Here is a 14528-nt window from a genome sequence, read left to right on the forward strand (position 1 = left end):
AGATTTATTGCCCTGAATATCCCAATCTCAGGAATACAATAGTACTGATTATTGCCTTACAACCTAGCAATCTTGTCAAAATTGTATAGCCATCATTGCGGAGCACTGCTCCCAAATCGATAATACACTAACGGGTGGCTTCAACCGCAGCACGAACCACCCCGACGTCAGCCTGAAAATAACTCGCCTTTTCCCCCGGACGGTTCGGACCACCAGTTATCGTACGCCTTGCTGACAGGTGGACTGCATCAACACCAATATCAAAAAGCCGAGGTATATCGGTAATGCGCACACCCCCTCCTGCCATTATCTCTACTCGACCATTTGCACGCTTCACCAATTCCTGAAGACGGCGAATACCTTCTCTCGTCACCGGGGCAGCCCCCGATGTAAGGATTCTTACAACTCCCATTTCGATAAGCTCCTCTAATGCGGAAAATTGGTCAGTAAGAACATCAAAAGCACGATGAAAAACAACAGGCGTTTCCCCCGCCGCCTCCTTCATCCTTGACATAGTAACGTGGTCAATACTCCCATCATTGTGGAGTGCCCCAACAACTACCCCGTCAACCCCTGCTGCAACGGCCCGGCGAATATCACAGATGGCAGTCTCTACCTCATCCTTATCATAGACGAAATCCCCTTCTCTAGGTCTTATCAAAACATCAACAAACCCTTTGAGTCCATTTTCAGAAGCTAACTTCACAGCCCCTTCAATAAGACCTATGGAAGGGGTAAGTCCAGCGACCCCGAGAGCGGTACACAACTCAACGCGATCAGCCCCCCCTTGGATAGCTGCTTTAACACTAAATAAATCTTGCGCAGTTATCTCAACAACACGAGTGTTACTCATTAGTGATCCCCTCCAATGAACTAAATGATCGGCAGCGGCCACAATTGATGTGTTGAATCGTCACACTCTCATCATTTTCTAGATAAGATGTGTTCTAAAACGATTGCTATACCATCTTCTGCTGCATCAGGGGCGACTAAATTCGCAACCTGTATTAGATCTGCATGGGAGTTCCCCATCGCTACTCCAGTCCCGGCCCATTGCAACATCTCAATATCGTTAGGCATATCACCAAATGCAATGACCTCTGAGGCACCGAACCCTAAGCCATCAGAGTAGTCCGCCAACGTTTCTGCCTTCGAAAGTCCTAATGGACCAAACTCGATGTAGGCGCGTCCCGCGACAGATCTTGTAACTGCCACTATCTCACCAACAGCCTCTCGTGCTTTTTCCAGGAATTCTTCGGCATCTAGAATAAAGGTCTCTGCTACGATTTTGTACACATCTGGCTTTAGCATTTCATCCAAAGAGTTCAGAGATAAAATTGTCTTATATCGGTCTTCAGGTACAAGTCCTTCGGCTTGACGCACCCCCGGCGGAAGATCTTGATAACCCGGCCCAGCCCTAAGAACATCCACTGCTTCGGCAGCAAAAACTACATCTGGCACAATTTTCTTCATCTCTTTCACAACGGTAGAGGCAACATCTTTAGCTATCGCCACCATGTTCAAAACCGAAAAATCCTTGGTATGAACAGTTATTGCACCATTTCCGCAAATAGCTACCGTTGGGAAACCAAGCGCTTCAACTACCGGTCCTAACCAACGGGGCGGTCGCGCGGTCACCAACACTACCTCAATACCTTTATTGCGAGCATACACTAGCATCTTTCGTGTGTACTCACTTACGGTTCCGCCGTGAGGTACCAAGGTGCCATCTACATCCATAGCGATGAGCTTTGGAGAATGTATGGTATCCAAAAATTCCAAAGACTTATTACTTAAAAGTTTCATAAAAACACCTCTTTTTGTCGGCAAATATTCCGTTCTAGAAAACTAGTAAAGTTATACCGTTCATCTATTAATCTCAATAAGCTCGATAATAGCACCATCGGGCAGTTCAAAAAATGCCACAGTCTTTCCATCATGGACTTTGAATGGGCCGAGTATACACTTAAGGCCCGAGCACACTTCATCAATGGATTCAACCTCATATCCAATGTGTGGCATTTCTTTTATAATATCTGAAACAGGGCTATCCTCCTCATAACGCAACCATTCTATTCGAAACCTGTGATCATCTGCGTTCGTCACCCATACTTTAGTTTCCGCAACATACACCTCACCAGGACGTTTAGTATTAGTTGTGATACCTACGTGACTAAACTTCATCAAAGTCACCACTCGTCAAAGGCAAACTGATAGGCTCGCCGCCGGCAGCTGCACTTCTATCGGCAGCTTCGATAATCTCGAAAGTCTTCATTGCTTCATCAATATCAATAATGCAAGGGATATCATTTAAGATCGAATCAATAAATTGATCCACTAGTTGTGGGAACGGATGGGTGACAACATCTCCCGAGTCCGGTGTGGTTGTCGGTATGCGTATCCAATCCTCTTGTCCCGGAAAAGTATTGGTAGACCAAAGTTTATCATTAACGATTGTGCCCTTGTCCCCAAAAAGCTTCATATTGAAAATATAAGGTGAGACGTTGTCGTAAGATCCACATACTTTAGCTATTGATCCGTCTTCATATTCCACTAAAAACACGATGGTCGTATCTTGTTCGAAGTCATCCCGATACCTACCGGAAAGCGCAACAACTTTCTTCGCTTCCTTTTGCATAAACCAGCGGAGACCGTCCACCGCATGACATCCCCCAACTTGGAGGATCGAACCACCCGTCTCAGAACGTCGAGACCAATCATAACAGTTATAGGATGGTGTAATAGCATGCATATAGTCAAACTCGGCATAAAACGGATTGCCCACAGTCCCATTACGAACTAGCTCTTTTGCTGTATCAAATAGAGGGTTAAACCGAAGGACAAAGCCCACCACCGTCTTCACGCCATTTTTATGAACAGCTTCCTGCATTCGTCTCATGTCCAACCAATTGGTAGCCAATGGTTTTTCAATCACGATATGTTTCTTTGCATTGGCTGCTTTAATCGCCTGCTCAGCGTGGAGATAATTCGGGGTCAGAATTGCGACAATGTCGACTCCGCTTTTCGTAAGAAACGTATTATAATCATCGAAGGATTGTACATCACTCAATCCGTATTCATCTGCTTTTGCCTGTGCTTTGTCATGTGATGTACCGCAGATAGCTATGATTTTTGCGTTTGGATTTTGACCAAATGCCTTAATATACTCTCCAGATACCCATCCAGTTCCAACGATACCAACTTTTAATTTATCCATTTTAATCTCCTTTCCTATATACAAACAATACGAACGCAATTGTGTTTCAACAATAAGCCAATGCAGCATAAAGGACCTGCCACAAAGGCCGTTATAAGAAACGATAAGGGGTAGTATGATCAGCAGTGCTGCTTGTTTATTCGCTAAAACTAAATAGAACTCTGGCACCATTTATTACAGGTGAAGATCCAGTAGGAAGCCATTTGTGGCAAAATTCTAACAGCCTCCTGGGATCTGTTTTTTTACGTCCGCTCAAATAGGAGAATCTCTATAACCAAATTGCAAATATATCTTGTTATACACTCGATTTCTCAACATTTCGTATCGTTAAGACATGATTCCCACACTTCTTAAGCCCCTATATTAGTTCCAGTTCCCTGACGTTCTTTAAGATTGCGCCTAATTCCAATAGTGGTGGCAACTGCAAAGGCAATCACAAAGAGGATACCTAGAGAAATGGTTGCACCAAGCTCGCCGACCCAGTAAAGAATTAACGCAACTGGATTTCCTGCGGACAGACCCGTGATATACTGAGCACCCGCTGCCTCTGCTGGAAGAACATAGCCTGCCTCTGCAGCAAACAAAGTAATGGCGGGTGCAAATATGGAAGAAATCAATAAAACCATAGAAATAATGACAGTACCTGTAATCAAGCCGCGGAAAAGATTACCTCTCATAAGTGGCGCACACATAGGAATAAAGAACGCAGTCGCAGAAAGATCGGCAAAGGGTAAAGTTGTATTTCCAGGTAATGCGGCGGCCAGGATGAGCGTGATTGGGATTAAGAGCACCCCTAATAGAATAGTTCCTGGGTAACCCAATAGTAGGGCGGAATCAAGACCAACATACGCTTCGCGGCCTTTGAGCCTTTTATTGAAGAACTTATGGGCTCCCTCGGTAAGAGGAAGAAGTCCCTCCATAAGAATCGCCACCATCCTGGGAAAAAGGAACATTGCCCCAGCAAGAGACATTGCCAATTTTAGAATTCCTGCAACGTCCTGCTTAGCAAAAATCCCCATAATTACTCCAATTATTAACCCCAAAATGATTGGCTCACCAAACACCCCAATACGTTCTTGCATCTTTTTCATATCAATGTCGATCTTGTTGATGCCAGGGATTCTGTCGAAAAGCCAATTCATTCCCCAAATTATAGGAATAGATGTTGTCGCCCATCCGTGCGGTACCGAAACACCAGGTAGATCGAAAAATTCCTGGATTTTTGGTGCTGCTGCATCAGCAATAAGTAGGGAGAAGATTGCGTGAATCATCGCCGCGAGAACCCCTGCCCAAAAGTTATTTCCAGTAATGAAATATACCATCGAACCACTTAATGCGTAATGCCAGTAGTTCCAAATATCTACGTTAAGAGTCTTTGTCATTCGCGTAAGTAACATTATAATGTTGAGCAAAAACACAAATGGCACGATGCCTGCTCCCACTAACGTTCCCAAAGCTATGGCTGCTGCTGGGGCAAAGCCCAAATCAATCGTATTAAGCTGAAGGCCAAGACGCTCAGTCATTGCAAAAGCTGCTGGTCCTAACGAGTCAAGCAGAAGATTGACTACGAGTCCTATTGCAATAAATCCAACCCCTACTACGACACCCGATCGTAAAGCCCGTGTCCAGCGCATACCCAAAATCAAACCCAAAACCGTGACCACTATAGGCAAGGTAACAGTATTTCCAAGGGTATCTCGCAAAAAAATAATAATTGCTTGCATCAGTTGATTCCCTCCTTGATATCCTATTTGTTTTCGAGCGTTTTCACGATCTGGTTTAAAAGTTGATCCGCACCTATTCCAGTAAGAAAGGGTATACCATTAAATAATGGAACTTCATAGGTTTCCGCAACTTTACTCGTTGTGACGATTAAATCGATACCCGTGAGATTAACTGCTACATCTTGAATACGACATTGGGTTGTAGTCACACCTAAACCACGACGAGCGAGCTCTTCTCTTAAACGTGTAGCGACATGTGTTGATGTAGCTGCTCCTGTACCACATGCGACTAGGATCCGGTATTTCACTGTCTAACCTCCCTTCATTCGTTTGTCTTAACACCAATCCAACTGTTTTGTACGGTCTTTGACTGGTCGGTCTAGGTTGGTTAAAATAAAGTACTGCCGCAAATACGCAAATGGTATTCAACAGTTTTCTTAGTTTACAGCATAACAAAATTTATGTTTTATCACATTTTTATTTTATTCAGCATATTGTTGAAATTCAAAATTATCAAACATATGAACAACCCCCTCCCCATTGAATGTGTTGGATAAGGCGGGTAGGCGCTCGTGACTACATTTGCATTCTAGTAAAAATCAGCCTTAGATTTGAGGCTAGCTTTCATCATCAATTCATCCTAACGGCTAATGAAATTCTTAAACTATAACATCTCGCATAGAAAAGTACCAAGGCTGTCTGTATTGTACAGTTCTAACGAAAAGGGCAATGGGGAAAAATCAGTTTTGGCTTGCTGAGGCAGTCTTAGATCAGATAACGGACTGTATTGACTGAAAGGGAAGTCCCTTTTTCTAGTAAATCCTTGTTCTATTTAATTGACCTTATTAAAAAAATTCAATGTAAGTAATAAAACCCCTTTATATTTATCTCAGATTTCCGTATTAATTTTTCGCAACATTCCCGTAGTTCAGATCATAAGATTCAATTAAAAATATACGAAAGTTGGAGTAGAAGTTGTTTGTAAAGAAAGGTTTACTTGAACACTTATATGAACCATCATAAGTTGATGAAATGTGCTTTGTTGAGATTGTGCATCGAACTTCTTTTTATTTGAAAGAAGAGCAAATTAGAAAAATCATTATAGTGTTGGAGAGATTAACTAGAGGCTGGGACAAAAGTTATATGATGGGGAAATCGTGAGAATGCAGTATTACTTCAAAGGAGTATGATTATATACGAACATGAATGAGAAGGGAGAGGTTTTAGGTTAAAGATAATAGCAAAAAAATAGCGACGATATTAATTATCGCCGTCTTTGTATTCTTGATTTATAAACGATTTTACTTTTTCGTGGTGGGAAGCGCCAAACGTTTTTCCTTAATTTAACATATTTGATTATCTCGCGTCCAAGTCTACAAAGTGATTCACTCACTTTATATATATATCCATTCTACTGAATATCTCTTCTAAATTAAAACAGGGAAGCATTTACACTTGTATTTATTACAAAAAAGTAATGAAATCTAATAAGATACACTGCTAATCACTATGATCAATGATTCAGAATAAAACCTATTTCCCCTGTATCAGTTGAATATTCATTGCCTTCGCCATTCGTTTTGGTAAGTCTGTATTATCAATCAATCCTTTAAATAATTCTGAGCCAGGCCCAAACGCATATACCGGGATGTCTACACCTGTATGTTGGTTCGTTGTCCAGCCGACCAGCGCCCGTTTAGAAACAACTTCATTAATAGCCATGCTCGGAACACTTGCTGCTTTAATCTTTTTTACTTCTTCATCTGCTAAGTCGATAGCTGTATATTTTTTTACAACTTCCTTAATGTTGCTTTTATCCTCGTTTAATTGAGTAGCCATATAATTTCCAGTTGCCTTCACTTGACGAAGCAAATCAATTTTAGCCGCATATTCACCATAGCCACCGACTGACATCCCCCCGTTATCATGATCACCCGCAATAACGACCAACGTATGTTTATCCTTTTTGGCAAAATCGACTGCTTTTTCGACCGCTTGTTCGAATGCCTCAATGTCCTTCATTGCCCACGCGGGATCATTTGCATGACCAGCCCAATCAATTTGGCTCCCTTCAATCATGACAAAGAAACCCTTTTTATTTTGACTTAAAATATTCAAAGCCATTTCGGTCATTTCTACTAAGCTTGGCTCCTTCGTCCTCTTGCGATCTAATTCTGCCGCCATTCCCTCTTCGGAAAACAAGCCAAGTAGCTTTTTTGATTTCCTTGCGTACGTTAAACCTTTGCGCTCGAATACAATCCGATAGCCATCTTCCTTCGCTTGGTTTAGCAATTGATCCGGAAAATACTTTTTCCCGCCACCGAGAAGAACGTCCACATCATTTTCCAAATATTGTGGTGCAATCTCCGCTTCATTCGCACGAGAGGTTACATGTGACGCAAACACAGCTGGAGTTGCGTATGTAATCGTCGATGTTGCAACAAGTCCGGCTGATTTCCCGGCTGATTTTGAAGCTTGTAAAATCGTCCGTAATTTTTTCCCATCTGGAGACATGCTAATCATTCCATTATTTGTCTTCACGCCTGTCGCCATCGCTGTCCCAGCAGCAGCAGAGTCAGTAACAGCCGAATTGGCTGAGTTTGTCCGATGCATACCGACTAACATTGAATCCATGATACTTTCTTTCCCTTTATAAAGGCGATAATTGGTTGCATATGCGCTAGAAAAACCGTCTGGAATCATAAATATAACGTTTCTAACTTGCTGTTCACTTGCCTTCACAATGGAAGCTGTTCCATTCCCACCGATTGCAAAAACGACTAGCAAAACGGCAAGAATGACGGTGATTTTACGACTAATTCTTTTTTCCATTTCACTCACACTCCAGTAAAAGATGAAAAAACCTAAATAATCCATATGGATAGTTTAGGTTTGATTTTCTGGATTATTCAGCCTTTCCTTAAATATCGGAAAGCCCTATCGGTGAATGGACATAGGCATTTGATTTCATTTAATGCATCGTGCTTGTGCGCTGTAAGCATTAAGCCTAGTTTATGAATTCCAAACATAAAAAAACCCGCAAACTGCTTATCTAGGATTGGATCAATCATAGGGGAAATTGTTATTGTTGATGGCAGGCAAAGCTGCATAGTGAGTGGGGTAAGGGCAGGATTGTTTCCAAAATAGGAGCTAAGAAAAAAGAATAAACAAGCTGGAGTGATCAACATTCCGTTTAATCCAATAAACAGCTTTCTTCTTCCTTCACAATATCGTTGCGTTAAGTCCGGGATGACAAGCGGCCACCAAATATGAAAAGATAAAATCATTAGCACGGATATATAGCCTTGATGAACGAGCGGATTTGCAACTAATAGGCGTAACATTTCATCTAGATGATACATAAAAAAGAAGATTGCAAATAGGTAAAGCGATATTATTGGGGAAATAAAGAGTTTTCTAAAGTGGAATCGATTTCTTATATGAATGAATAATGAGTCCGGAATCCCGAGTAAAAAAAGCGGCGGGATGATGAAAAAAAGTAAACTCATTTGAATCATATGCGTACTGTATGAAAGATGAACGAGCGTTGCTAACGGACTTCCAACAGCAAAATAAAATAAAAGCATGCTTACATAAAAAAAAAGTGATTTTTTCAGTGTTGCTTTCGTGATTGGTCTTATAAGCAATGCATATAAGATTGAAAGCGCGACGAGCACGGTGAACAGTGGGACATTCCAGACCATTTGACTTGCGAGAAATATTTTATAATCCATCTCCCTCCCCCTCCGTAGCTACTATCATATGATTTTTTTCTGTCTTACATGACAAAGGAGAAGGGATATTTACTTCCCTCCTCCTTTAAACATGTTAACTAATATCAGAAATGTTTACCCATGAATAAATTTCTTTTAATAAAACACGATTTGCTTTTACTTGCTGGATCGTATATGTTTTGTTCTTTACATAGGAAGGAATGTTTTCACCTGTTGCATATTTTTGTGCTGAAGATTTAAGCTTTACTTTTTGCCCAGTCTTGAATGATTGTGGTGCAGTTGTGGATTCCGTATTTTTCAATCTATTTAATAATTGAAGATTTTGAGCGGCCGTTCCAGAGTATGGAGTAATTCCATATTGTTCAGCTAACTTTTTCCGATTCGCAAAGCTGGAATCCATCCCATTGCTATTCATATAGTCGACAATACTCCCTGATGAAGTCGTTGATGTCGAAGTGCTTGGTGTACTTCCAGCTCGTAGCTTTGCCATTAACTCGATATTTTGCACTGCGGTCCCTGTGTAGTTTTGGATTCCATACGCTTTGGCCAGTCTCGCGCGGTTGCTGAAGCTCGAATCCATCTGATTGGCATTCATCCAATCGACAATGCTAAGATTTGCTCCCGTCTGCTGTACAGGAGTGCTCGGTGCAGAATCCTGTTTCTTTACTTCCCCTTGATTCGTATTTTGGACGAGCTGAATAAACTGAGCCCATGTCACACCTTTCGTACCACTACGTAAAAAATGCGGACAATCTTTCCCGCTCCAATGATTATGCTGGACAACATTGCCAATCGCAATTTGATGTTTCTCCATTAAATATCGAACGAGTTTGGCTGTATTTTCAATTGCTAACCTAAAATCGCTATCCGAATTGACACAAATTTCAATGCCAATCGATTCACCATTCCCTTTACCTTGCCCATCCCCCGCATGCCAACAACGAACCTCATCTGGAAAAGACTGTATCATTTCTTTATCATCTACTTGATAATGCCAGGACGCTGTATAACCATTCGATTGCAAATTAGCATGCATTTGCGCCCCTGCACCTACTCGTTGATTGGCTGTTTCATGTATTGTTATGAAATTGCAAGGATTGCCAGCACCGAAAGTTTTTGACCGACTTGAAACTAGTTGCTGTTTAATTTCCATAAAATACATCTCCTTGTTTATATTAAATGCACTTCATATGAAATTGGTACAGACATCTCCCCTAGTTCAAGAGTTTGTTTTTAATTTAACGACCAACAGTCATATATCTTTATTAATTAAAAATACTGGTTGACAGTTTTTCTGTTTCGTAGTATATTATTAATTGTCCACATCATACATATTGTGATTCCGTAGCTCAGCTGGGAGAGCGCTACCTTGACAGGGTAGAGGTCGCTGGTTCAAGCCCAGTCGGAATCATACCATGGCGTCAGACGTTGTTATTACAGCGTTTGGCGCCTTTTTCTATTCAGTGACATAGGCGAAGACTTAGGATCAGGGTAACAGCTCCATCCCAAACAAGGTTGCGGTGGCTGTCGTTGACGGACAATCGTACAGGCAAGCGCGTCAACACAACTCGGAGAAGCGCGCGAAGATCAATTCCTTTGATTACACGACCAAATTTCTGATTTGTTAGGTCTAGTTTTTTACCCAAAATCATCACCCCTATTGCCATATCTCGATTTTTTTGATCTTTTATTTTTTTCTGTATTCTAATACTGACTTACGATGCCCCACATTGATCACCTTTCTAACTCAAGTTAATAAACCATTTTTTCGCCTTGTCCGCTCATTACCAGCTCGTTTCATCACATTTCGAATAAACTGAATCAACCTTTCGAAAGGTGGTGAAGTTAATGGGATTCTGCGGCGGCTATGGCGGTGGCTATGAAGGCGGCGGTTATGGTAGGGGTAACTCTTTCGCTTTAATAGTTGTACTGTTCATACTGTTGATTATTGTTGGCGCCTCATTTATGCGCTATTAGTATCTTAGTCTTACCGTAAACAAAACCGATCCAATCATTATCTCACCTCATGAAGAGCGCTTTGCCAGGCGCTCTTTTAATATTCCTCCGTCAGCCTAGCGTGACTGACTTCATTTTTACTGATGTAAGCCTGTTCGATCTGTTCCCAAGTGAAGCCTAACTTTTCGCCCAACACTATAAATCCGTTAATCATGAATCCAGAAGTTTCTTGAGTGTCCTCTTTTGGGTCGCCACACATAATAGATTCTTGCACTATTGCCGCTGTGTGGGAATTGTAATTGAACTGCTTTGTGATAGAGCCTGCATTATGTTTAAAAACTCCAAACCAATCGACAAGATAAAGTACAGACAGTCTAGGTATTCTTCAAGGAGTGGGTTTCTGTCGTATTTGGCTATACTCGAAAAACCATTGCTTGTTTTTATGAGGGTTGATATTGGGCCTGTCCAATCTTGGATACGCCCCATTCTTGTCGTGGTATCTCCTTGAAATACTTATTCTAGCTCGCAAAGAAGAGCGTATGGCCTTTAAAAAAGAAGAGTTATTGGTTTAATCCAGATAGTATGAACAATTGGTGGAAAAAGTTTATTAAAAGACACAAATTAAGATACATTAACATACATGGTTTGCGCCACACAATGGTGAATCTCTTGATCGAGTTGAATATTCCTCTACCCAGCAATATCAAAACGAGCTGATCATTCGGGAATTGGGATCACTTACGATACTTATGGACATAGGATTCAATCGGCAGATGAATTGGCTACGAACACGATAGATGAGGTGCTCTCAAGCGTAAAATAGCCGCCGACATCTCGCCGATAAATCTAATATATTTCATTGTTTAGGGTTGTTTCATACTGTGTTAGGTGTGTTGTCAAATCAACGTTTATATGGCTCCCCCTCCCCTAATATCCCTTGCATTTCCATCTTGACAGGGTAGAGGTCGCTGGTTCAAACCCAGTCGGAATCATACCAAAAAGCACCTCCTTCAAAATTTGAAAGGGTTTCTCTTTACGGATATATTGTACATATACAGAATTTATTGATTTTTTGTCACTCCATCAGGATCCAAGTAGGATCTTTTCTAGTAGTTGTCTAAATATTCATAGTCAATATTACAATCTATGGAGGATTCAAAAATATGCCGCCAAACAAAAAAACAGATGAAAAAAAGATGTTATCTGACCCTGAACAGGTTGCAGAATTCATGAATAACATTGAACATCTTCTTAAAAAGAAATTGAAGAAGTTAGAAAAACCATTTTAGAGCGAACAGTAAAATTACTGAAAAAATCAAATGGAATGCGCCTAGTTTCTCCGTTGAAAATGAAGACAGGATAATGTTTAATCTTAATGGAAAAGGATTTTTTAGACTTATTTTTCATTGCGGGGCAAAGGTAAAAGATCATTTAAGCAAAGAACCATTGTTTGTGGATGCTAGCAACTTAGTAGAGTGGGTAACCATTGACAGAGGTATAGTGAAATTTACCGATATGGATGATGTGAAAGCCAAGGAAATTGCCCTTAAAGATGTGGTAAACAAATGGATTATCGTAACGATTTAATAAAATATAAATAAGCCAAGTTCAACTCGGGCTTTTTTTCAATATGAGCATAAGTTACCAGTTTTCCTTTACATTAAGAAAAGAACCATCTTTTAATATGAAGACGAAAGCCAGCGAAAACAAAAAACATCTCTAATTGAGATGTATGTTTTCAAATATTATTTAGCTTTCATACGATATAAAAATGAGCCATTAAAAGGAGAAAGATTACACTTGCCCTGATAGGCATACCGTCACCATCCTCATATATTATCTTATGCATTTATTTTAGCTCTAGCTTGTTAAAGTAAGGTGAATTAAATGTAAAGTTTAGGTTTAGGCAAGGTATTATTAATAGCACTGAAAAAAGTACGATATTTAGCATTTAACGGTTCCTCATAGTAACGATCGGAATATAAAATCCTATTCCGATCTTTTTTTATTAAAATACAAAAATCGACTACGTGTTTTCGCAATCGATCATTTTTAATATTATTTATTGGGCTATGGCATACGGATTCTTGATCGAGCGAGCCTTCCTAATGATGATATTAAATCCTTAAATGCCAACAGGTATCGTATATAAGCCTGTTTTTTCATCTTCTTTTATGAGCACATCAACACCGTACACTTCTTTCATTAATTTATCCGTGATGATCTGCTCTGGTTTACCTTTTGTTACAATTTTTCCGTCTTTCATCGCAATAATGGTATCACTATAACGAATCGCCTGATTAATATCATGCAGAACCATAACGATTGTCAAACCAAGCTCCACATTTAGTCGTTTAATCAGTTCCAAAATTTCATATTGATAGTAAATATCTAAATATGTAGTCGGTTCATCTAAGAACAGATATGGTGTGCTCTGCGCTAACGTCATCGCAATCCAAACTCGTTGTCTTTCCCCACCAGATAATGCCTCAATCATTACGTTGCGTTTCGAACCTAAATTAGTTTGATTTAATGCCCACTCAATAGCTTCTGTATCCTTCGAGGAAGTCGATGAAAACATTGATTTATAAGGTAATCTTCCATAGCTTATTAATCTCTCAACCGTCATATCCGCCGGTGCACTATTTTGTTGGTGAACAACAGCAACTTTTTTAGCCAGTTCTTTTGATTTATATTTGGCCAGTTTTTTCCCTTGTAAAATCACTTGTCCTTGATGCGGAATATAATTGTTTGATATGACACCTAGTAACGTTGATTTTCCACAACCATTTGGACCGATAATCGTCGTTATTTTACCAAGTTCAATTTCCGCATTCACTCCATCTAAATGGTTTTTCTTATGATCATATGAATACGTAACATTGTTAATTTCCATAAACTCGATCACTCTTTCTTAGTAAAAATATGAGGAATGGTCCACCGATTAACGCCATGATTATGGAAGCTGGAATTTCATTTGGCGCAATAATCGTTCTTCCTAGCGTATCAGATAACAAAATGATTAAGGCGCCCAACACTCCCGAAAAAGGGAGTAAGACTTTATGATCTGTACCGACAAGGATTCGGCCGATATGCGGAACGAGCAATCCGACAAACACGAACATCCCCGCTGTTGCTGTTGCAACAGACGCTAATAAGATAGCAATTGCCGAAATTACAAACCGGGCTACATTCACATTCAAGCCTAGATTTTTCGCTGTTTTATCTTCAAGCGCTAAATAATTGCACCATGAAAAGACGAATAGCGCTAAAATTAATCCGATCGATCCGTAGATGACCATGATTTCAACGTCGCTCCATTTTTTCATTGATAGAGTCGATGTTGTTACTTCAGTTACGATGCTTGATGTGTAGCTGCCTCGATACTGGAATGTTTGACTTAAGCTCGTGAAAATCGCATTAATCGCTACACCAATTAAAATCATTCGTAACGGATTTAAGCCTGATTTCCATGAAAAGGAATAGACAAGGAAAAAGGCTAAAGCACCGCCTAAAAAAGAAAAGAATGGCATGTAAAAGAACAATGTTGGAAAAATAGATACCATTAATAATGACATAAAACCTGCACCTGATGAAACACCGATAATTCCAGGTTCAGCTAATGGATTTCTCATAACAGCTTGAAGAAGCACACCCGAGACGGATAGAGCCGCTCCTGCAAAAACCGCAATAATAATTCTCGGAAAACGTAAATCTTTAATAACAGTTACGTCATGATTCGTTCCCGAAACTAACCCTTTCACGAGTTCGATTATTGATACCTCAATACTTCCCGTCGTTGCAGAGTAAATAACTGCCAGTATTAGTAAACTAATGACTGCTATAAAGCTAATGATTTTTTTTCTCATCTGTGACATCCTTTTCTAAACAAATGAA

Annotated in this window: 15 protein-coding genes and 1 tRNA gene; 4 read left to right on the forward strand and 12 right to left on the reverse strand. The window is 40.2% G+C overall.

The window, feature by feature from the left end; genetic code table 11:
• Positions 1-127: 127 nt before the first annotated feature.
• From KHA95_RS07380 to KHA95_RS07420, 9 genes are all read right to left on the reverse strand, one after another.
• A complete protein-coding gene (locus KHA95_RS07380) occupies positions 128-853 on the reverse strand; it encodes a copper homeostasis protein CutC (RefSeq protein WP_213136825.1) in 726 nt (241 codons plus the stop codon).
• A gap of 71 nt (positions 854-924) precedes the next feature.
• Positions 925-1806, reverse strand: a complete 882-nt coding sequence (locus tag KHA95_RS07385; protein ID WP_213136826.1) for an HAD family hydrolase — start codon at positions 1804-1806, stop codon at positions 925-927.
• Between the two features lie 60 nt (positions 1807-1866).
• Positions 1867-2184, reverse strand: a complete 318-nt coding sequence (locus KHA95_RS07390; protein WP_213136827.1) for a VOC family protein — start codon at positions 2182-2184, stop codon at positions 1867-1869.
• Positions 2174-3217, reverse strand: a complete 1044-nt coding sequence (locus KHA95_RS07395) for a Gfo/Idh/MocA family protein (RefSeq protein ID WP_213136828.1) — start codon at positions 3215-3217, stop codon at positions 2174-2176. The genes KHA95_RS07390 and KHA95_RS07395 overlap by 11 nt, the downstream gene beginning before the upstream one ends.
• A gap of 350 nt (positions 3218-3567) precedes the next feature.
• On the reverse strand, positions 3568-4941 hold the full coding sequence (locus tag KHA95_RS07400; RefSeq protein ID WP_213136829.1) for a PTS galactitol transporter subunit IIC: 1374 nt from the start codon (positions 4939-4941) through the stop codon (positions 3568-3570).
• A gap of 23 nt (positions 4942-4964) precedes the next feature.
• Complete coding sequence (locus KHA95_RS07405; protein WP_213136830.1) at positions 4965-5249, reverse strand: PTS sugar transporter subunit IIB; 285 nt, start codon at positions 5247-5249, stop codon at positions 4965-4967.
• Between the two features lie 1225 nt (positions 5250-6474).
• Positions 6475-7773: an alkaline phosphatase gene (locus KHA95_RS07410; RefSeq protein ID WP_213136831.1), complete on the reverse strand. Its 1299-nt coding sequence runs from the start codon at positions 7771-7773 to the stop codon at positions 6475-6477.
• Positions 7774-7850: 77 nt separating this feature from the next.
• Complete coding sequence (locus KHA95_RS07415) at positions 7851-8675, reverse strand: cytochrome c oxidase assembly protein (protein WP_213136832.1); 825 nt, start codon at positions 8673-8675, stop codon at positions 7851-7853.
• 94 nt (positions 8676-8769) lie between these two features.
• Positions 8770-9828, reverse strand: a complete 1059-nt coding sequence (locus KHA95_RS07420) for an N-acetylmuramoyl-L-alanine amidase (RefSeq protein WP_213136833.1) — start codon at positions 9826-9828, stop codon at positions 8770-8772.
• 185 nt (positions 9829-10013) lie between these two features.
• On the opposite strand from KHA95_RS07420, the gene KHA95_RS07425 reads away from it, so the two are divergent.
• Together KHA95_RS07425 and KHA95_RS07430 are read left to right on the forward strand one after the other, a co-directional pair.
• Positions 10014-10086, forward strand: a tRNA-Val gene (locus KHA95_RS07425).
• 437 nt (positions 10087-10523) lie between these two features.
• Positions 10524-10652, forward strand: coding sequence for a YjcZ family sporulation protein (locus KHA95_RS07430; RefSeq protein WP_213136834.1), 129 nt, complete (start codon positions 10524-10526; stop codon positions 10650-10652).
• A 76-nt stretch (positions 10653-10728) separates the two neighbouring features.
• Here KHA95_RS07430 and KHA95_RS23110 read toward each other — a convergent pair whose 3' ends face one another.
• The gene (locus tag KHA95_RS23110; protein ID WP_213136944.1) at positions 10729-10890 is read right to left on the reverse strand and encodes a dUTP diphosphatase; all 162 of its coding nucleotides are present in this window, start codon (positions 10888-10890) and stop codon (positions 10729-10731) included.
• A gap of 904 nt (positions 10891-11794) precedes the next feature.
• Here KHA95_RS23110 and KHA95_RS23115 point away from each other — a divergent pair.
• On the forward strand, positions 11795-11920 hold the full coding sequence (locus KHA95_RS23115; RefSeq protein WP_283248133.1) for a hypothetical protein: 126 nt from the start codon (positions 11795-11797) through the stop codon (positions 11918-11920).
• Positions 11921-11945: 25 nt separating this feature from the next.
• The gene (locus tag KHA95_RS22910) at positions 11946-12218 is read left to right on the forward strand and encodes a DUF1801 domain-containing protein (RefSeq protein ID WP_349305448.1); all 273 of its coding nucleotides are present in this window, start codon (positions 11946-11948) and stop codon (positions 12216-12218) included.
• 538 nt (positions 12219-12756) lie between these two features.
• Here the strand turns inward: KHA95_RS22910 and KHA95_RS07445 are convergent.
• On the reverse strand, positions 12757-13527 hold the full coding sequence (locus KHA95_RS07445; protein WP_213136835.1) for an ABC transporter ATP-binding protein: 771 nt from the start codon (positions 13525-13527) through the stop codon (positions 12757-12759).
• Positions 13517-14500: a FecCD family ABC transporter permease gene (locus KHA95_RS07450; protein ID WP_213136836.1), complete on the reverse strand. Its 984-nt coding sequence runs from the start codon at positions 14498-14500 to the stop codon at positions 13517-13519. The genes KHA95_RS07445 and KHA95_RS07450 overlap by 11 nt, the downstream gene beginning before the upstream one ends.
• Between the last annotated feature and the right edge of the window lie 28 nt (positions 14501-14528).

The organism is Bacillus sp. FJAT-50079, from assembly GCF_018343515.1.
Taxonomy (GTDB): Bacteria; Bacillota; Bacilli; order Bacillales; family Bacillaceae_C; genus Lederbergia.